This is a genomic window from Pseudomonas sp. GL93 (assembly GCF_003408955.1).
In the GTDB taxonomy this organism is placed as follows: Bacteria; Pseudomonadota; Gammaproteobacteria; order Pseudomonadales; family Pseudomonadaceae; genus Aquipseudomonas; species Aquipseudomonas paracarnis.
Map to the genome: position 1 here is coordinate 219,695 of NZ_NKRF01000078.1, position 18,291 is coordinate 237,985.

Genomic DNA, 18,291 nt, shown 5'->3' on the forward strand with positions numbered 1-18,291 from the left:
CTACAAGGGGGCGCAGAGGCCGCTTAAGCTTTGGCGCGATCCAGCAGGTATTGGGTCAGCAGGGGGACCGGACGGCCAGTGGCGCCCTTGTCCTTGCCGCCGCTGGTCCAGGCCGTGCCGGCGATGTCCAGGTGAGCCCAGTTGAAGTTCTTGGCAAAGCGCGACAGGAAGCAGGCCGCGGTGATGGTGCCGGCTTTCGGGCCACCGATGTTGGCGATGTCGGCGAACGGGCTGTCGAGCTGCTCCTGATACTCATCGAACAGCGGCAGTTGCCAGGCGCGGTCGTCGGCGGCCTTGCCGGCGCTGAGCAGTTGCTCGATCAGTTCGTCATTATTGCCCAGCAGGCCCGAGGTGTGGGAGCCCAGGGCGACGATGCAGGCACCGGTCAGGGTGGCGATGTCGATCACGGCCTGGGGCTTGAAGCGCTCGGCGTAGGTCAGGGCATCGCACAGCACCAGACGGCCTTCGGCGTCGGTGTTGAGGATCTCCACAGTCTGGCCGCTCATGGTGGTGACGATATCGCCTGGGCGAGCCGCGCCGCCGCTTGGCATGTTCTCGGCACAGGCCAGGATGCACACCAGGTTGATCGGCAGCTTGAGTTCCAGCACGGCACGCAGGGTACCGAACACGCTGGCGGCGCCGCCCATGTCGTATTTCATTTCATCCATGCCTGCGCCCGGCTTGAGGCTGATGCCGCCGGTGTCGAAGGTGATGCCTTTACCCACCAGGGCGTAAGGCCTCTCGGATTTCTTGCCGCCGTTGTATTGCATCACGATCAGGCGTGGCGGCTGGTCGCTGCCCTGGCCTACGGCATAGAACGAGCCCATGCCCAGGTCCTTGATCTTCTTCTCGTCCAGCACTTCAACCTTCAAGCCCTTGAACTCTTTGCCCAATGCCTTGGCCTGCTCGCCCAGGAATGTCGGGTGGCAGATGTTCGGCGGCAGGTTGCCCAGGTCGCGAGTGAACGACATGCCGTTGGCGATGGCCTGGGCGTGGGTCACGGCGCGCTGAACTTCAGCCTGGGCAGCCTTGATGGTCAGCAGGGTGATTTTCTTCAGGGCGCGGGGTTCGGCTTTCTGGCTCTTGAACTGGTCGAAAATATAGCCGCCGTCCACCAGCGACTCGGCCAGCAGACGGGTCTTGCCGTAGCTGTCGCGGCCCTTGACCACGATTTCATCGAGTGCCAGCACCGCATCGCTGCCGCCCAGGCCCTTGAGGGTGGTGAGGATGCCGCTGACGATCTTGCGAAACGGACGGTCGCCCAGTTCGGCATCCTTGCCCACGCCCACCAGCAAAACGCGCTCGGCTTTAAGGTTGGGCAGGCTCTGCAGCAGCAGGCTCTGGCCGACCTTGCCGGCCAGGTCGCCGCGCTTGAGCACGGCGCTGATAGCGCCGCCGCTCAGTTCGTCCAGTTGCTTGGCGGCGACGCCGAGTGTGCGGCCTTCGCCGACAGCGACCACGAGGGTGGCGGTTTTCAACGTTTCGGGGCTAACGCTTTTTACAACCAATTCCATTTTCGGGTCCCTTATCAAGGTCTGTGAGCCGGGAGCTTGTACTCCGGCTTTAAAGCTCGGCAGCGTTGTAAACCGCCAGCGACAAAGGCCGCAGTTTGAACCTCGCCAGCGGAGCCTGACAACCCTTGGCGCACGCTTTGTGCGTGCGCATGAGTAAGCTCCGTGACAGGCGCGGTCAATCACAGGATAATGCGCCATCTTTTTAGCCGGCCCGTGGTAAACGGGTCGACTCGGTATGCTTGCTTGTTTGGCCGCCTTAGCCTGACAACCCTGGAGTGTCTGGTTTGATTGTCTTCCGTTATCTGTCCCGCGAAGTCCTGTTGACCCTGAGTGCCGTGAGTGCGGTGTTACTGGTCATCATCATGAGTGGTCGTTTCGTCAAGTTCCTGGCCCAAGCCGCCGCTGGCGCCCTGGATCCGGGGTCACTGTTCCTGATCATGGGCTACCGGATGCCCGGTATGCTCCAGTTGATCCTGCCGCTTGGCCTGTTTCTCGGCATATTGCTGGCTTATGGCCGGCTGTACCTGGAAAGCGAGATGACCGTGCTGTCGGCTACCGGCATGAGCCAGCAGCGCCTGCTGGCCATGACCATGGTGCCTGCCGCCGGCGTTGCTCTGGTAGTGGCCTGGTTGAGCATGAGCCTGGCGCCCCAGGGGGCCATGCAGTTCCAGTTGCTGCTGAACAAACAGGATGCGATGACTGAGTTCGACACACTCGAGCCCGGTCGCTTCCAGGCGCTCAGCGACGGTTCGCGGGTGACCTACACCGAAACCATGACCGACGACCGCTCCAACCTCGGCGGCGTGTTCATTTCCCAGAAGAACCTCGGCCAGAACCAGAAAGACCGTGGCATTACCATCCTGGTGGCCGACAGCGGGCGCCAGGAAATCCGTCCCGATGGCAACCGCTACCTGATCCTGGAAAACGGCTACCGCTACGACGGCAGCCCTGGCCTGGCGGATTATCGGGCGATCAAGTACGACACCTATGGCGTCATGCTGCCCAAGGCCGAGATCAGTGACGAGGTCACCGACCGCGACGCGCTGCCCACCTCATCGCTGTTCGGCAGCCCGGAATTGCGCTCCATCGCCGAGTTGCAATGGCGCCTGTCCCTGCCGCTGCTGGTGTTTATCGTGACCCTGATGGCCGTGCCGCTGTCACGCGTCAACCCGCGCCAGGGGCGTTTCCTCAAGTTGCTGCCGGCGATCCTGCTGTACATGGCTTACCTGACCATCTTGATTTCTGCCCGTGGTTCCCTGGAGAAGGGCAAGTTGCCGCCGGCCCTGGGCCTGTGGTGGGTACACGGGGTTTTCCTGATGATCGGCCTGGGGCTGCTCTACTGGGAACCTATCCGTTTGAAAATGAAGAGCCGTCGTGGCCTGAAGGAGTTGGCTCGTGGCTAAGCTTGATCGCTACATCGGCATTAGCGTACTGATCGCCATCCTGGCGGTACTGGGCATCATCCTCGGCCTGGCCTTGTTGTTCGCCTTCATTGATGAAGTGGGCAACGTTACTGACACTTACACAGTCACGGACGTGCTGAGCTACGTAGCACTGACCGCGCCGCGTCGTCTTTACGACATGATGCCAATGGCCGCGCTGATCGGCTGCCTGATCGGCCTGGGCACCCTGGCCAGCAACAGCGAGCTGACCATCATGCGCGCCGCCGGGGTGTCCATCGGCCGTATCGTCTGGGCGGTGATGAAGCCGATGCTGCTGCTGATGGCCTGCAGCGTGCTGATCGGTGAATACGTCGCGCCACCGGCCGAAGCCACCGCTCAGGCCAATCGCGCCCTGGCCCAGGGTTCGGGCGATGCGCAAAGCGCCAAGCATGGCCTGTGGCACCGCCAGGGTGACGAGTTCATCCACATCAACGCCGTGCAACCGGGGGGCCTGTTGATCGGGGTGACCCGCTACACCTTCGACAAAGAGCGGCATATGTTGTCGTCCAGCTTCGCCAAGCGCGCGCAGTACAGTGGCGAGCAATGGCAACTGAGTGACGTCACCACCACGCACTTCCGTAACGTGGGCCAGGGCACCCAGTCCAGCACCGAAGTGGTCAACGTGCCGACCGAGCAGTGGGATATCGCCCTCAAGCCGGAATTGCTCAACACTGTGGTCATGGTGCCGGAAGCCCTGCCGATCTCCGGTTTGTGGAGCTATATCCACTACCTCAAGGAGCAGGGTTTGAACAATGGCCGCTACTGGCTGGCGTTCTGGGTGAAAGTCTTGCAACCGGTGGTTACCGCCGCCTTGGTGTTGATGGCGATTTCCTTCATTTTCGGGCCATTGCGCTCCGTGACCCTGGGCCAACGGGTATTTACCGGCGTGCTGGTGGGCTTCACCTTCCGCATCGCCCAGGACTTGCTCGGGCCGTCGAGTCTGGTATTCGGCTTCTCGCCGCTGTTTGCGGTGCTGGTGCCCACGGCCATTTGTGCCGTGGCCGGATTCTGGCTGCTGCGCCGGGCCGGTTGAAGCCGCGCTCGCGAAATGCCACTCACTGTAGGAGCGAGCTTGCTCGCGAAAATCTGCGAAACGCCGCGTTCATCCTGGACAAGCGCGTTATCGTTGGCGATTTTCGCGAGCAAGCTCGCTCCTACAGTTTTAAGCCCCATTAAAGTGGGGCTTTTTTGTATTGGTCAGCAAAGATGACGTCTGGCCTGAGCATCAGGTACAATTCCCGGCTATTTTTCAGCGGGCAATCTGCCTGCAGCCTTTTTGAGTGTTGATCCGTGAGTGATTTGAGTCATATCCGCAATTTCTCCATCATCGCCCACATTGACCATGGCAAGTCGACGCTGGCCGATCGATTTATCCAGATGTGCGGTGGCCTTGCCGAACGTGAAATGGAAGCCCAGGTACTGGATTCCATGGACCTCGAACGCGAGCGCGGGATCACCATCAAGGCCCACAGCGTTACCCTGTACTACACCGCCAAAGACGGTATCAAGTACCAGCTGAACTTCATTGACACCCCAGGCCACGTCGACTTTACCTATGAAGTCAGCCGGTCCCTGGCGGCCTGCGAAGGCGCATTGCTGGTGGTGGACGCGGGGCAGGGCGTTGAAGCCCAGTCCGTGGCCAACTGCTACACCGCCATCGAGCAGGGCCTGGAAGTCATGCCGGTGCTGAACAAGATCGACTTGCCTCAAGCCGATCCTGATCGCGTCAAAGAAGAAATCGAAAAAATCATTGGCATTGACGCCACCGACGCCGTCGAGTGCCGCGCCAAGACCGGTCTGGGCGTCGACGAAGTGCTCGAGCGCCTGGTCAAGACCATTCCCGCCCCTACCGGCAACTACGAAGATCCGCTGCAAGCGTTGATCATCGACTCCTGGTTCGACAACTACCTGGGGGTTGTCTCCCTGGTACGCGTGCGCCATGGCCGTGTGAAGAAGGGCGACAAGATCCTGGTCAAGTCCACCGGCAAGATCCACCTGGTGGACAGCGTTGGTGTATTCAACCCCAAGCACACCGCCACCACTGATCTGAAAGCCGGCGAAGTAGGCTTCATCATCGCCGGTATCAAAGACATCCACGGTGCGCCGGTCGGTGACACCCTGACTTTGAGCTCTACGCCTGACGTAGACGTGCTGCCGGGCTTCAAACGCATCCAGCCGCAGGTCTACGCCGGCCTGTTCCCGGTCAGCTCCGACGACTTCGAAGACTTCCGTGAGGCTCTGCAGAAACTGACCCTCAACGATTCGTCGCTGCAGTACACCCCGGAAAGCTCCGACGCCCTGGGCTTCGGCTTCCGTTGCGGGTTCCTGGGCATGCTGCACATGGAAATCATCCAGGAGCGCCTTGAGCGCGAATACGATCTGGACCTGATCACCACAGCGCCGACCGTTATTTTTGAGCTGGCGCTGAAAACCGGTGAAACGATTTATGTCGACAACCCGTCCAAGCTCCCAGATCTGTCTTCCATCGAAGACATGCGCGAACCGATTGTGCGCGCCAATATTCTTGTGCCACAGGAACACCTGGGCAACGTGATTACCTTGTGTATCGAAAAGCGCGGCGTGCAGCACGACATGCTGTTCCTCGGTACCCAGGTGCAAGTGACCTACGATTTGCCGATGAACGAAGTGGTCCTGGACTTCTTCGACCGTCTCAAATCCACCAGCCGCGGCTATGCTTCGCTGGACTACCATTTCGATCGTTATCAATCGGCTAATCTGGTGAAACTGGATGTGTTGATCAACGGCGACAAGGTCGATGCCCTGGCACTGATCGTGCACAAGGACAACGCGCACTACAAAGGTCGCCAGTTGACCGAGAAGATGAAAGAACTGATTCCGCGCCAGATGTTCGACGTCGCGATCCAGGCCGCCATTGGCGGGCAGATCATTGCGCGGACTTCCGTCAAGGCTCTCAGAAAGAACGTACTGGCCAAATGCTACGGCGGTGACGTAAGCCGTAAGCGCAAGCTGCTTGAGAAGCAAAAGGCCGGTAAAAAACGCATGAAGCAAGTGGGTAACGTGGAAATTCCACAAGAAGCCTTCCTTGCGGTGCTCAGGTTGGATAGTTAGGTCCTATGTCACTAAATTTCCCGCTGTTGCTGGTCATCGCCGTTGCCGTCTGTGGTCTCCTGGCGTTGCTCGATCTGGTGTTCTTCGCCCCGCGTCGGCGGGCGGCCATCGCCTCCTATCAGGGCAGCGTCAGCCAGCCCGATGCGGTGGTGGTCGAGAAGCTGAACAAAGAGCCCTTGCTGGTTGAGTACGGCAAGTCGTTCTTTCCGGTGTTGTTCATCGTGCTGGTGTTGCGCTCGTTTCTGGTAGAGCCGTTCCAGATCCCTTCGGGGTCGATGAAACCGACCCTGGATGTGGGCGACTTCATCCTGGTGAACAAGTTTTCCTACGGCATTCGCCTGCCGGTGATCGACAAGAAAGTCATCCCCGTGGGTGACCCGCAGCGCGGCGATGTGATGGTGTTCCGCTACCCAAGCGACCCGAACGTCAACTACATCAAGCGTGTGGTCGGCCTGCCGGGCGACGTGGTGCGCTACACCAGCGACAAGCGCCTGTTCATCAACGGTGAGTCGGTGGCCGAGAAGCTGCTGGGCGCCGAGCCGAACACCTTGGGCAGCGCTGAGCTGTACCAGGAAAAACTCGGTGCGGTGGAGCACGAAATCCGCAAGGAAATGAGCCGCTACCGCGCGATGCCGGATGGCCAGTGGAAAGTGCCTGCCGGGCACTACTTCATGATGGGCGACAACCGCGACAACTCCAACGACAGCCGCTATTGGGATGACCCCAACATTCCCAAGGACCTGCTGGGCATGGTGCCTGACGAGAACATTGTCGGCAAAGCCTTCGCGGTCTGGATGAGTTGGCCGGAACCCAAGCTCAGCCACCTGCCGAACTTCTCGCGGGTCGGGCTGATCAAGTAATACAAGCGGCGCTGTGAACACAGCGCCGAATGCTTTTCTGGGGCTTGGACATTTTCCGATGCCCGGTACCCATCAGGATTTGAATTTGAACACTGCGTCAATCGTCGATGGCCGCCGGTGCCATCAACTAGATATGGATAAACCGTGACCGTTTCTCTAAGTCGTCTCGAGCGTCAGCTCGGCTACACCTTCAAGGACCAGGAATTGATGGTCCTTGCCCTCACACACCGCAGCTTTGCAGGGCGCAATAACGAGCGCCTGGAATTCCTCGGTGACGCTATCCTCAATTTCGCCGCCGGCGAGGCGCTGTTCGAGCGCTTCCCCCAAGCGCGAGAAGGCCAGCTTTCGCGCCTGCGCGCACGCCTTGTGAAAGGCGAGACCCTGGCCGTGCTGGCCCGGGGCTTCGGCCTGGGCGAGTACCTGCGGCTGGGTTCCGGTGAGTTGAAAAGCGGCGGTTTCCGTCGCGAGTCAATCCTGGCTGATGCCCTGGAAGCCTTGATCGGCGCGATCTACCTCGATGCAGGCATGGAGACGGCCAAGGAGCGCGTGGTCGCCTGGTTGGCTTCGGAAATCGAAAGCCTGACGTTGGTCGACACCAACAAGGATCCCAAGACCCGCCTGCAGGAATACCTGCAGTCGCGCGGGTGCGAACTGCCACGTTACGAAGTGGTGGATATCCAGGGCGAGCCCCATTGCCGGGTGTTCTTCGTGGAATGTGAAATCACTTTATTGAACGAAAAAAGCCGAGGTCAGGGTGTGAGCCGTCGTATTGCCGAACAGGTAGCGGCCGCTGCAGCACTGATTGCCCTGGGCGTGGAGAATGGCCATGACTGATTCAACCGCAACACGCTGTGGCTATGTTGCCATCGTCGGCCGTCCGAACGTGGGCAAGTCCACGCTGCTCAACCACATCCTCGGCCAGAAGCTCGCGATCACCTCGCGCAAGCCCCAGACCACTCGCCACAACATGCTGGGCATCAAGACCGAAGGCAATGTGCAAGCGGTGTATGTCGATACCCCTGGCATGCACAAAGGTGGCGAGAAAGCCCTGAACCGCTACATGAACAAGACCGCCTCGGCCGCGTTGAAAGACGTCGACGTGGTGATCTTCGTGGTCGACCGCACTAAGTGGACCGACGAAGACCAGATGGTCCTCGAGCGTGTGCAATACGTGACCGGCCCGTTGATCGTCGCGCTGAACAAGACCGACCGTATCGAAGACAAAGCCGAGCTGATGCCGCACCTGACCTGGTTGCAGGAACAACTGCCGAACGCCCAGATCATGCCGATCTCGGCCCAGCACGGCCACAACCTCGAAGCCCTGGAGCGCGTGATCGCCGGTTACCTGCCGGAAAACGAGCACTTCTTCCCGGAAGACCAGATCACCGACCGCAGCAGCCGTTTCCTTGCCGCTGAACTGGTCCGCGAGAAAATCATGCGCCAGATGGGCGCCGAGCTGCCGTACCAGATCACCGTCGAAATCGAAGAGTTCAAGCAGCAGGGCAAGACCTTGCATATCCATGCGCTGATCCTCGTCGAACGTGACGGCCAGAAGAAAATCATCATTGGCGACAAGGGCGAGCGTATCAAGCGCATCGGCACCGAAGCGCGCAAGGACATGGAGTTGCTGTTCGACTCCAAGATCATGCTCAACCTGTGGGTGAAGGTTAAGGGTGGCTGGTCCGATGATGAGCGTGCGTTGCGCTCCCTGGGCTATGGCGACCTGTAACGGGTTGCACGATGACTGGCGGGCTTGCTGTGGCGAGGGAGCTTGCTCCCGCTGGGCCGCGGAGCGGCCCCAACAAGGTCGACGAGGTTTTTCAGGTATAACTCGGTGACTGCTAGAGGGGCTGCTTCGCAGCCCAGCGGGAGCAAGCTCCCTCGCCACAAAAGCGCTCTCCTTCTTTAGAGATTCCCCGTCTCATGTCGCAATCCCCACCCCCCAGCCAACTCGCCTACGTCCTGCACAGCCGCGCCTACCGCGAAACCAGCGCGCTGGTTGACTTCCTCACCCCCCAAGGCCGCCTGCGCGCGGTATTGCGCAGCGCACGGGGCAAGGCGGGCACCTTGGCGCGGCCGTTCGTGGCGCTGGACGTGGAGTTTCGCGGCAAGGGCGAGCTGAAAAACGTCGGCCGCCTGGAAAGCGTTGGCACCTCGGCCTGGCTGAATGGCGATGCGCTGTTCAGCGGCCTTTACCTCAATGAACTGCTGATTCGCCTGTTGCCCGCCGAAGACCCACACCCGGCGGTCTTCGATCACTACGCTGCCACCTTGCTTGCCCTCGCTGAAGGCCGTCCGCTGGAACCGCTGCTGCGCGCGTTCGAATGGCGTTTGCTCGACGACCTTGGCTACGGCTTCGAACTGGCCAACGACTTGCACGGCGAGCCCATCGCCGCCGATGGCATGTATCGCCTGCAAGTCGATGCAGGGCTTGAACGTGTGTACCTGCTGCAACCCGGCCTGTTCCAGGGCACCGAACTGCTGGCCATGAGCGAAGCCGACTGGCACGCTCCCGGTGCGCTGTCCGCTGCCAAGCGCCTGATGCGCCAGGCCCTGGCTGTGCACCTGGGCGGGCGGCCGCTGGTCAGTCGCGAGTTGTTTCGAAAGCCCTGACATCCCCGTGTATGCTGTGCACCGATTCTTTCCCTTTTCAGGAGCGCTTCCGTGACCACCAGCAATCGCATTCTTCTTGGCGTCAACATCGACCACGTCGCCACCCTGCGCCAGGCCCGGGGCACCCGTTACCCTGACCCGGTCAAGGCCGCGCTGGACGCCGAAGAAGCGGGCGCCGACGGCATCACCGTGCACCTGCGCGAAGACCGCCGCCACATCCAGGAGCGCGACGTGTTGCTGCTCAAGGACGTGCTGCAAACCCGCATGAACTTCGAAATGGGCGTGACCGAAGAAATGATGGCGTTCGCCGAGCGCATCCGCCCGGCGCATATCTGCCTGGTACCGGAAACCCGCCAGGAGTTGACCACCGAAGGCGGCCTCGACGTCGCGGGCCAGGAAGCGCGGATCAAGGCCGCAGTGGAGCGTCTGTCGCGGATCGGCAGCGAAGTCTCGCTGTTCATCGACGCCGACGAACGCCAGATCGAAGCCTCCCGCCGCGTGGGCGCCCCGGCGATCGAGCTGCACACTGGCCGATATGCCGATGCCACCACGCCGACCGAAGTGGCCGACGAGTTGCAGCGCATCATCGACGGCGTGAACTGCGGGCTCAACGAGGGTTTGATCGTCAATGCCGGCCATGGCTTGCACTATCACAACGTCGAAGCCGTGGCCGCGATCAAGGGTATCAATGAACTGAACATCGGCCATGCGCTGGTCGCGCACGCGCTGTTCGTCGGTTTCAAAGGCGCCGTGGCCGAGATGAAAGCCCTGATCCTGGCCGCCGCCAAGGCCTGAGTGAACGCAGTCTAAAGAACACTGAGGGCCAAAATGTGGGAGCGGGCTTGCTCGCGAATGCGGTGGGTCAGTTAAAGATGCATTTACTGAGACCCCGCATTCGCGAGCAAGCCCGCTCCCACATTTGATCTTCATCGGGTTTTACAATTGCGCCATGCGGCAATGCGAAGCCTTACTGTTTAGCCGACGCAGGTGTATCGTATCAGCCCTTTGCGGGCCCTTGGCCTGCGGCAGATACGCGAGGTTGTTGTGTCCCGATCCTTTTCCCGTCGACAAATCCTGGGTGGTCTTGCTGGCCTGGCCGTAGTAGGCGTCGGTGCCGGCGGTGGCTACCGCTATTGGCTGGGGAAAGTCGCTGAGTCCGAGGCCGGGCACGATTACGAGTTGATTGCCGCGCCCCTGGACGTAGAGTTGGTGCCGGGGCACAAGACTCAGGCCTGGGCGTTCGGCCCTTCGGCCCCTGGCACCGAGTTGCGAGTGCGCCAAGGCGAATGGCTGCGGGTACGCTTTATCAATCACCTGCCGGTCGCCACCACCATCCACTGGCACGGCATCCGCCTGCCGTTGGAAATGGACGGCGTGCCCTACGTCTCGCAATTGCCGGTGCTGCCTGGCGAATACTTCGACTATAAATTCCGCGTGCCCGATGCCGGCAGTTACTGGTACCACCCCCATGTCAGCAGCAGCGAAGAACTCGGCCGTGGACTGGTCGGCCCGTTGATCGTGGAAGAGCGCGAACCCACCGGTTTCAAGTACGAACGCACCTTGAGCCTGAAGAACTGGCACATCGACGAAGAGGGTGCGTTCGTCGAGTTCAGCATCCCCCGTGAAGCGGCGCGTGGCGGCACGGCCGGGCGCCTCTCGACTATCAACGGCGTGCCCCAGGCGGTCATCGAGCTACCTGCCGGGCAAATCACCCGCGTGCGGCTGCTCAACCTCGACAACACCCTGACCTATCGCCTCAATATTCCCGGTGTCGAAGCGCAGATCTATGCGTTGGACGGCAACCCTATCGAGCCGCGCCCGCTGGGCAAGGAATATTGGCTGGGCCCGGGCATGCGCATCTGCCTGGCGATCAAGGCGCCGCCGGCGGGGGAAGAGCTGTCGCTGCGCAACGGCCCGGTGCGCCTTGGCACCTTCCGCTCTGTCGCCAATACCGACGCGCCTACCGCATGGCCACCAGCATTGCCGGCCAACCCGGTCGCCGAGCCAGACCTGGCCAATGCCGAGAAACTCAACTTCAATTTCGAATGGGTCGGTTCAGTGTCGGTCAATGTCGAAAACGGCAAGCCACCGAGCCTGTGGCAGATCAACGGCCAAGCCTGGGACATCACCGACAAGACCTGCGCCGACCGCCCGATTGCCAAGCTGGAGAAGGGCAAGAGCTACATTTTCGAATTGAAGAACATGACCCAGTACCAGCACCCGATCCACTTGCACGGCATGAGCTTCAAGGTGCTTGCGTCCAACCGCCACAAGGTGATCCCGTATTTCACCGACACCTACCTGCTGGGCAAGAACGAGCGCGCCCGCGTGGCCTTGGTGGCGGATAACCCAGGGGTGTGGATGTTCCATTGCCATGTGATCGACCACATGGAAACCGGCCTGATGGCCGCCATCGAGGTGGCGTGATGCGCCAGATTCGCCCCGCCGCGATTATCGACCGCAGCCGCGACCAGGACTTTATGCGCGAAGCCCTGGCGCTCGCCGCTCAAGGCGCTGCATTGGGCGAAGTGCCGGTGGGTGCGGTGCTGGTGCAGGACGGTGAAATCATCGGCCGCGGCTTCAACTGCCCCATCAGCGGCAACGACCCCAGCGCCCATGCCGAAATGGTCGCGATCCGCGATGCTGCGCAAGCGATCAGCAACTATCGGCTGGTGGGCAGCACGCTGTACGTGACGCTGGAACCGTGCAGCATGTGCGCGGGGTTGATCGTGCATTCGCGGGTTGCGCGGGTAGTGTATGGCGCGCTGGAGCCGAAGGCGGGCATCGTGCAAAGCCAGGGGCAGTTTTTTACCCAGGGCTTTTTGAATCATCGGGTGTTGTTTGAAGGCGGGGTGTTGGCCGAGGAGTGTGGGGCTGTCCTCAGCGAGTTCTTCAAGGCTCGCCGAGCTAAACCAACACTCTAAAGGACACTGAAGTAGCAATGTGGGAGCTGGCTTGCCTGCGATAGCAATCTGTCAGTCAGCCCAATATTGACTGACCCACCGCTATCGCAGGCAAGCCAGCTCCCACCTTTGATCTCCATTTATTCAGGAGGAGAGTGGTGTTATTTGCGAGCGATGATCACCGCCCGCATCGGCGCCGGCAGCCCTTCAATGGTCTTGCTGTGATCCTCAGGGTCCAGGAAATCACTCAGCGACTGATACTTCATCCACTGCGTCCCACGCTGTTCCTCAACCGTGGTCACGCTCACATCCACGCACCGCACATCACTGAACCCGGCCCGGCGCAGCCACAGCATCAACGCCGGCACTGACGGCAGGAACCATACATTGCGCATCTGTGCATAACGGTCTTCCGGCACCAGCACTTGTTGTTGGTCGCCTTCCACCACCAATGTTTCCAACACCAACTCGCCGCCCTTGACCAGGGTGTCCTTCAACGCCAGTAAATGCTCGATGGGCGAGCGGCGGTGGTAGAACACGCCCATGGAAAATACCGTGTCAAAGCCTTCCAGGTTCGCCGGCAAGTCTTCGAACGGGAACGGCAAGTGCCAGGCCTTGGGCTCGGACAAGTAGCGCTGCACCGCCTGGAACTGGCAGAAGAACAGCCAGTTGGGGTCCACGCCAATCACGCTGTCGGCCCCGGCGCCGAGCATGCGCCACATGTAGTAGCCGTTGCCGCAGCCCACGTCGAGGATACGCTTGCCTTTGAGGTCCAGGTGCGGCGCGACCCGCGACCACTTCCAGTCCGAACGCCACTCGGTGTCCACATGCACGCCGAACAGATGGAACGGGCCTTTGCGCCAAGGGCTCAGGCCCATCAGCGCCGTGTGCATCTGTGCGCGGGTGGCGTCGTCGCAATCGGTGTCCAGCACCAGGCCGTTGAGTAAATCTACGCTGCTGGGCTGGATCTTCGGCAGTGCATCCAAGGCGCTCTGCCAGCGCTCCAGGTCGCCATGGCCCTTTTCCATTTTGCTATCGAGCTGCGCTTGCAGGCCCTGGGCCCACACGGCCAGGGGAGTGCCGACCAGGTGGCGGGCGAGGGGAGACAAATCAATCATGGCAAGGCAATCAACGAGGCAAAGTTAAGACACTGGAACCACGGCACGACTTTCGAGAACCCGGCCGCCAGCAGGCGTTCGCGATGTTCTTCGAGGCTGTCGGGCTTCATGACGTTTTCGATGGCACTGCGCTTCTGGGCGATTTCCAGTTCGCTGTAGCCGTTGGCGCGCTTGAAGGCGATATGCAGGTCGGTCAGCAGCGCGTGTTCATCTACATCGTTGAAGCGCAGCTTTTCCGAGAGGATCAACGCCCCGCCCGGCAGCAGCGCCTGGCGAATGCGCCCCAGCAACGCCAGGCGCTCCTCGGGGGCGATAAATTGCAGGGTGAAGTTCAGGGCCACCACCGAGGCGGGCTTGAATTGCAGGGCGAGAATATCGCCCTCGATCACCTCCACGGGCAGCAACTCCTGGAACATCGAGTCCTGGCAATTGAGGTATTCGCGGCAGCGCTCGACCATCGCGGCGGAGTTATCCACGGCGATCACCCGGCAACCCTCGGTGCGTACATGGCGACGCAGGGCTTGGGTCACGGCACCCAGGGAAGAGCCCAGGTCATACAGTACGCTACCCGGTTGGGCAAATTGCGCGGCCAGCACGCCGAGGTTCTCGACGATGGTGGGGTAACCCGGCACCGAGCGCTTGATCATGTCCGGGAACACCCGCACCACATCCTCGTTAAAGGCGAAGTCCGGCACCAGGGGCAGGGGCTGGGCGAATAGGCGATCGGGTTCTTTGCTCACGGTTGTTCCGGCGACGGTGGGGGAAAGGCCGGCATTTTAGCCAAGTTGGCCCTCGGATGCGCGGGTTGTCTGATGGAAAGCCGAGGCGGTGATGCCCCACTGCCCGAGCCAGTAGGTGGCGATCAGCAAATACGGCGCTGCCTCGAACGCCAGCACAAACCGATTGATGCCGATCAGCGCGTCGGAAACCACAAACGACACCGCACCCGCCGCCGCCAGCCATGCCGAACGTTTGGGCACCTCGCTGCCCAGTCGCGCCAATGCACGCCAGAGCATGGCGCTGATCACCAGTGCGTAAACCACCACGGGTATCAGCAGTTCACCCAAGCCGTGGGAGATCAGGATGCTCAGCAAAATTGCGCCCACGCCGAGGGCCAGCGCCAGCGGCAGCAGTGCCAAGCGCCGACAGTCACTGAAATAAGCTTTGAGATAGGCCAAATGCGCGAACAGAAACGCGCCCAGGCCAAAGATGAACAGGTCGCCTGGCCAGGCGAGCAACACGTCGCCCACCAGCGAAAAAATCAACCCCAGGCTGATCCAGCGTCGATACTCGGTGGGCGGTGCGTCATGCAGCCAACCCAGCAGCGCCAGCACCGGCAGCGGCTTGACCAGCAGGCACAGCAGCGTCGCATGGGTCGCCAGGCCATAGACAAAGGTGCCGGCGCCCATCAAGGCAAGGATCAGCCATGGCATATCAGTTCACCGTAATGGCGCAGTCAAAGGATTCGACAGGTTCGGCCTCCGGCTCCCAAGGTTGCTGGGACGTCAGGCGCAAACGCCCTTGCCCTGCGGCAAACGCCTGGAAGCGCCAGGTGGACTGGCCGCCACCGCCGATCACGCCGGACTCGGTGCTGCTGTAGACCTCGGGGCTCAAGGCGCGCAACACGCCGCCGGCGGAGTCCTGGATGGCCCAGCGGTATCCGGTGGTGGGGTTGCTGGGCAGGGTGAGGATCAGGTTTTGCCCGTTTTTAAGCTGGAGCGGGCAGGCGCTCTGGTTGTCCACGCTGACGTTTTGCTTGGGGGCACTGGCGCATCCGGCCAGCAGGGCAAGGCTCAAGGGGAGAAACAGGCGGGCAGCGGTCATGAAGGCTCCGTTAATACACGACGAAGGGGGAGCATAACCGAAGATGAGACAAGGTGTGACAAGAGGCGGGCGGTATGGCGGCTGGCGCCATCGCGGGCAAGCCCGCTCCCACACTTGACCGCGTTGTCATTAACAACACCGATCTCTGTGGGAGCCGGGCTTGCCCGCGATGGGGCCAGTCCAGGCGCTAGAGATCTATCAGAAGAGCACCTTCGCCACATCCGCAAACCGCTTGGCAAAGTGCACCGTCATCCCTTCCTTCAAATAGTCCGGCAACTCTTCAAAGCTGCCACGGTTGGGCTCCGGCAAGATCAACTCGTGAATCTTCTGGCGCCGCGCCGCGATCACCTTCTCACGCACCCCGCCAATCGGCAGTACATGCCCGGTCAAGGTCAGTTCGCCGGTCATCGCCACGCCTTTTTTCGGCGGTTGGTTGCGGGCCAGGGACAGCAACGCACTGGCCATGGTCACGCCGGCACTTGGGCCGTCTTTCGGAGTGGCGCCTTCTGGCACGTGTAAGTGCACGAAGGCTTCGTCGAAGAACTTCGCATCGCCGCCAAACGACTTCAGGTTGGAACTGATGTAGCTGTAGGCGATTTCGGCGGACTCCTTCATCACTTCACCCAACTGCCCAGTGAGCTTGAAGCCGCGGTTGAGCGTGTGGATGCGCGTCGCTTCAATCGGCAAGGTGGCGCCGCCCATGCTGGTCCACGCCAGGCCGGTAATCACGCCGGTGCCGGACAGCACTTGTTCATTACGGAACACGGGTATGCCCAGGGAGCTTTCCAGGTCCTTGTTGCCGATCTTGATCACCGAGTCCGGTTCATCCAGTAGCTTGACCACCGCCTTGCGCACCAGCTTGCCCAGTTGCTTCTCCAACTGACGCACGCCGGCCTCTCGCGCATAACCGTCGATCAACGCGCGCAAAGCGCCGTCGCTGATGGTCAGGCTGTTTTTGGCCACGCCGGCTTTTTCCAACTGCTTGGGCCACAGGTGACGCTTGGCGATGGCGACTTTTTCTTCGGTGATATAGCCCGACAGGCGAATCACTTCCATGCGGTCCAGCAACGGGCCCGGGATCGAGTCCAGGGTGTTGGCGGTGCACACGAACAGCACTTTGGACAGGTCCAGGCGCAGGTCCAGGTAATGGTCGAGGAATTCGACGTTCTGCTCCGGGTCCAGGGTTTCGAGCAACGCCGACGCCGGGTCGCCCTGGAAGCTCTGGCCCATCTTGTCGATCTCGTCGAGCATGATCACCGGGTTCATCACTTCCACGTCTTTCAACGCCTGCACCAGCTTGCCGGGCAGGGCGCCGATGTAGGTGCGCCGGTGGCCCTTGATCTCGGCCTCGTCGCGCATGCCGCCGACACTGAAGCGATAGAACGGCCGCCCCAGGGATTCGGCGATGGACTTGCCCACGCTGGTCTTGCCCACGCCCGGCGGGCCTACCAGCAATACGATGGAACCGGCGACTTCGCCTTTGTAGGCGCCCACGGCGAGGAATTCGAGGATGCGGCTCTTGATGTCATCCAGGCCCGCATGGTGCTTGTCGAGCACTTTGCGCGCGTGCTTGAGGTCGAGTTTGTCTGCGCCGTACACGCCCCACGGCACCGAAGTGGCCCAGTCCAGGTAGTTGCGCGTGACGGCGTATTCCGGCGAACCGGTTTCCAGGATCGACAGTTTGTTCAGTTCTTCATCAATGCGTTTTTTCGCTTGCGCCGGCAGCACCTTGCCTTGCAGGCGCTGTTCGAACTGTTCGACATCGGCACTGCGGTCGTCCTTGGTCAGGCCCAGCTCCTGCTGGATGACTTTGAGTTGTTCCTTGAGGAAGAACTCACGCTGGTGCTCGCCGATCTTGCGGTTCACTTCGGCGGAGAGTTCTTTTTGCAGGCGCGCGACTTCTACCTCTTTGCGCAGCATCGGCAGCACTTTTTCCATGCGCTTGAGCATGGGCACGCAGTCCAGCACTTCCTGCAGCTCATTACCGGTCGCCGAGGTGAGGGCGGCGGCGAAGTCGGTGAGCGGCGACGGGTCGTTGGGGCTGAAGCGGTTGAGGTAGTTCTTCAACTCTTCGCTGTACAGCGGGTTGAGGGGCAGCAGTTCCTTGATCGCATTGATCAGCGCCATGCCGTAGGCCTTGACCTCATCGGTCGGCTCGCTGGGCTGATGCGGGTATTCGACTTCCACCAGGTACGGTGGGCGGTGGTGCTTGAGCCAGGTCTTGATGCGCACGCGGGTCAGGCCCTGGGCGACGAACTGCAGCTTGCCGTTCTCGCGGCTGGCGTGGTGCACCTTCACCAGCGTGCCGTACAGCGGCAGGGCGGAGGTGTCGAAGTGCCGCGGGTCTTCGGGCGGCGTGTCCATGAAAAACAGCGCAAGGGAATGGTGGTCGGATTTGCTCACCAGCTCCAGGGTTTCGGCCCAGGGTTCTTCATTGACGATCACCGGCAGCACTTGGGCCGGGAAAAACGGCCGGTTGTGGATCGGGATGATGTAGACCTTGTCCGGCAGGTTTTGCCCAGGCAGGGCCAGGCCAGTATTGGACGAGGGGGCTTCAGCGTTTTCGGGGTCGGCGTAATCGTTGAGGTCGTAATCTGGAAATTCTTGCTGGTCGCTCATGGGGCACCTGCATCAGTAAGTATGCAGGTTAGATGGGGCGGGGTTGCGGTGGTTTCAATGGGGCGGCGTCGTTAGCAACAATTTGCATGAAATAACGGGAGAGGTGCGGTCAAGGTACTTTATGTCGGCGCTTTTCGAACTGATCGTCAATAATATGACGACTAGGCCCAGATTTTATTGGGTTTACTTATCCTCAGTCCCAGCTAACCTGCTTAAATAAAATATCCGCTAAAAAAGGATGTTTTTTTGACGCCGGTTAGCAGTCGGCAGGGACGCGTATGACACAAGGAAAGCACGGCCAAGAGCGA

16 protein-coding genes are annotated in these 18,291 nt (G+C 61.0%); 10 read left to right on the forward strand and 6 right to left on the reverse strand.

All coding sequences use genetic code 11. From position 1 onward, the window contains the following. Positions 1–23: 23 nt before the first annotated feature. A complete protein-coding gene (locus CER19_RS17220) occupies positions 24–1,514 on the reverse strand; it encodes a leucyl aminopeptidase (RefSeq protein ID WP_116667264.1) in 1,491 nt (496 codons plus the stop codon). Positions 1,515–1,798: 284 nt separating this feature from the next. On the opposite strand from CER19_RS17220, the gene lptF reads away from it, so the two are divergent. The 10 genes from lptF (at position 1,799) to tadA (ending at position 12,443) form a co-directional block, all read left to right on the forward strand. Next, positions 1,799–2,917, forward strand: a complete 1,119-nt coding sequence (gene lptF, locus CER19_RS17225; protein WP_003188848.1) for an LPS export ABC transporter permease LptF — start codon at positions 1,799–1,801, stop codon at positions 2,915–2,917. Continuing rightward, complete coding sequence (gene lptG, locus CER19_RS17230) at positions 2,910–3,989, forward strand: LPS export ABC transporter permease LptG (protein ID WP_003188851.1); 1,080 nt, start codon at positions 2,910–2,912, stop codon at positions 3,987–3,989. The genes lptF and lptG overlap by 8 nt, the downstream gene beginning before the upstream one ends. A gap of 257 nt (positions 3,990–4,246) precedes the next feature. Further along, positions 4,247–6,046 carry a translation elongation factor 4 gene (lepA, locus tag CER19_RS17240; protein ID WP_116667265.1) on the forward strand — a complete coding sequence of 600 codons (1,800 nt, stop codon included), beginning with the start codon at positions 4,247–4,249 and terminating at the stop codon, positions 6,044–6,046. Between the two features lie 5 nt (positions 6,047–6,051). Further along, the gene (lepB, locus tag CER19_RS17245) at positions 6,052–6,906 is read left to right on the forward strand and encodes a signal peptidase I (protein WP_116667266.1); all 855 of its coding nucleotides are present in this window, start codon (positions 6,052–6,054) and stop codon (positions 6,904–6,906) included. Between the two features lie 144 nt (positions 6,907–7,050). Continuing rightward, positions 7,051–7,740, forward strand: coding sequence for a ribonuclease III (rnc, locus tag CER19_RS17250; protein WP_003188856.1), 690 nt, complete (start codon positions 7,051–7,053; stop codon positions 7,738–7,740). Continuing rightward, positions 7,733–8,635 carry a GTPase Era gene (gene era / locus CER19_RS17255; protein ID WP_005785147.1) on the forward strand — a complete coding sequence of 301 codons (903 nt, stop codon included), beginning with the start codon at positions 7,733–7,735 and terminating at the stop codon, positions 8,633–8,635. The genes rnc and era overlap by 8 nt, the downstream gene beginning before the upstream one ends. A 194-nt stretch (positions 8,636–8,829) precedes the next feature. Further along, positions 8,830–9,519 (forward strand): DNA repair protein RecO, encoded by a 690-nt coding sequence (recO, locus tag CER19_RS17260; RefSeq protein WP_116667267.1) that lies wholly within the window; start codon positions 8,830–8,832, stop codon positions 9,517–9,519. Positions 9,520–9,570: 51 nt separating this feature from the next. Continuing rightward, positions 9,571–10,314, forward strand: a complete 744-nt coding sequence (pdxJ, locus tag CER19_RS17265; protein WP_069558075.1) for a pyridoxine 5'-phosphate synthase — start codon at positions 9,571–9,573, stop codon at positions 10,312–10,314. A gap of 249 nt (positions 10,315–10,563) precedes the next feature. After that, complete coding sequence (locus tag CER19_RS17270; protein WP_116667295.1) at positions 10,564–11,946, forward strand: multicopper oxidase family protein; 1,383 nt, start codon at positions 10,564–10,566, stop codon at positions 11,944–11,946. Continuing rightward, positions 11,946–12,443 carry a tRNA adenosine(34) deaminase TadA gene (gene tadA / locus CER19_RS17275; RefSeq protein WP_116667268.1) on the forward strand — a complete coding sequence of 166 codons (498 nt, stop codon included), beginning with the start codon at positions 11,946–11,948 and terminating at the stop codon, positions 12,441–12,443. Before CER19_RS17270 ends, tadA begins: the two co-directional genes overlap by 1 nt. 140 nt (positions 12,444–12,583) lie before the next feature. On the opposite strand, the gene cmoB is transcribed toward tadA, so the two are convergent. From cmoB to lon, 5 genes are all read right to left on the reverse strand, one after another. Further along, complete coding sequence (cmoB, locus tag CER19_RS17280) at positions 12,584–13,540, reverse strand: tRNA 5-methoxyuridine(34)/uridine 5-oxyacetic acid(34) synthase CmoB (RefSeq protein ID WP_116667269.1); 957 nt, start codon at positions 13,538–13,540, stop codon at positions 12,584–12,586. Continuing rightward, positions 13,537–14,280, reverse strand: coding sequence for a carboxy-S-adenosyl-L-methionine synthase CmoA (gene cmoA / locus CER19_RS17285; protein ID WP_116667270.1), 744 nt, complete (start codon positions 14,278–14,280; stop codon positions 13,537–13,539). The genes cmoB and cmoA overlap by 4 nt, the downstream gene beginning before the upstream one ends. Before the next feature lie 36 nt (positions 14,281–14,316). Further along, positions 14,317–14,973: a lysoplasmalogenase gene (locus CER19_RS17290; protein WP_116667271.1), complete on the reverse strand. Its 657-nt coding sequence runs from the start codon at positions 14,971–14,973 to the stop codon at positions 14,317–14,319. Position 14,974: 1 nt separating this feature from the next. Beyond that, the gene (locus CER19_RS17295; RefSeq protein ID WP_116667272.1) at positions 14,975–15,364 is read right to left on the reverse strand and encodes a protease inhibitor I42 family protein; all 390 of its coding nucleotides are present in this window, start codon (positions 15,362–15,364) and stop codon (positions 14,975–14,977) included. A gap of 198 nt (positions 15,365–15,562) precedes the next feature. Next, positions 15,563–17,983: an endopeptidase La gene (lon, locus tag CER19_RS17305; protein ID WP_116667274.1), complete on the reverse strand. Its 2,421-nt coding sequence runs from the start codon at positions 17,981–17,983 to the stop codon at positions 15,563–15,565. Positions 17,984–18,291 lie beyond the last annotated feature (308 nt).

Excerpts from the sequence above, each read along its gene's own strand:
- CER19_RS17220 (WP_116667264.1), bottom strand. The coding sequence starts at position 1,514 with ATGGAATTGGTTGTAAAAAGCGTTAGCCCCGAAACGTTGAAAACCGCC.
- lepB (WP_116667266.1), top strand. The coding sequence starts at position 6,052 with ATGTCACTAAATTTCCCGCTGTTGCTGGTCATCGCCGTTGCCGTCTGT.
- era (WP_005785147.1), top strand. The coding sequence starts at position 7,733 with ATGACTGATTCAACCGCAACACGCTGTGGCTATGTTGCCATCGTCGGC.
- recO (WP_116667267.1), top strand. The coding sequence starts at position 8,830 with ATGTCGCAATCCCCACCCCCCAGCCAACTCGCCTACGTCCTGCACAGC.
- tadA (WP_116667268.1), top strand. The coding sequence starts at position 11,946 with ATGCGCCAGATTCGCCCCGCCGCGATTATCGACCGCAGCCGCGACCAG.
- cmoB (WP_116667269.1), bottom strand. The coding sequence starts at position 13,540 with ATGATTGATTTGTCTCCCCTCGCCCGCCACCTGGTCGGCACTCCCCTG.
- CER19_RS17290 (WP_116667271.1), bottom strand. The coding sequence starts at position 14,973 with ATGCCATGGCTGATCCTTGCCTTGATGGGCGCCGGCACCTTTGTCTAT.
- CER19_RS17295 (WP_116667272.1), bottom strand. The coding sequence starts at position 15,364 with ATGACCGCTGCCCGCCTGTTTCTCCCCTTGAGCCTTGCCCTGCTGGCC.
- lon (WP_116667274.1), bottom strand. The coding sequence starts at position 17,983 with ATGAGCGACCAGCAAGAATTTCCAGATTACGACCTCAACGATTACGCC.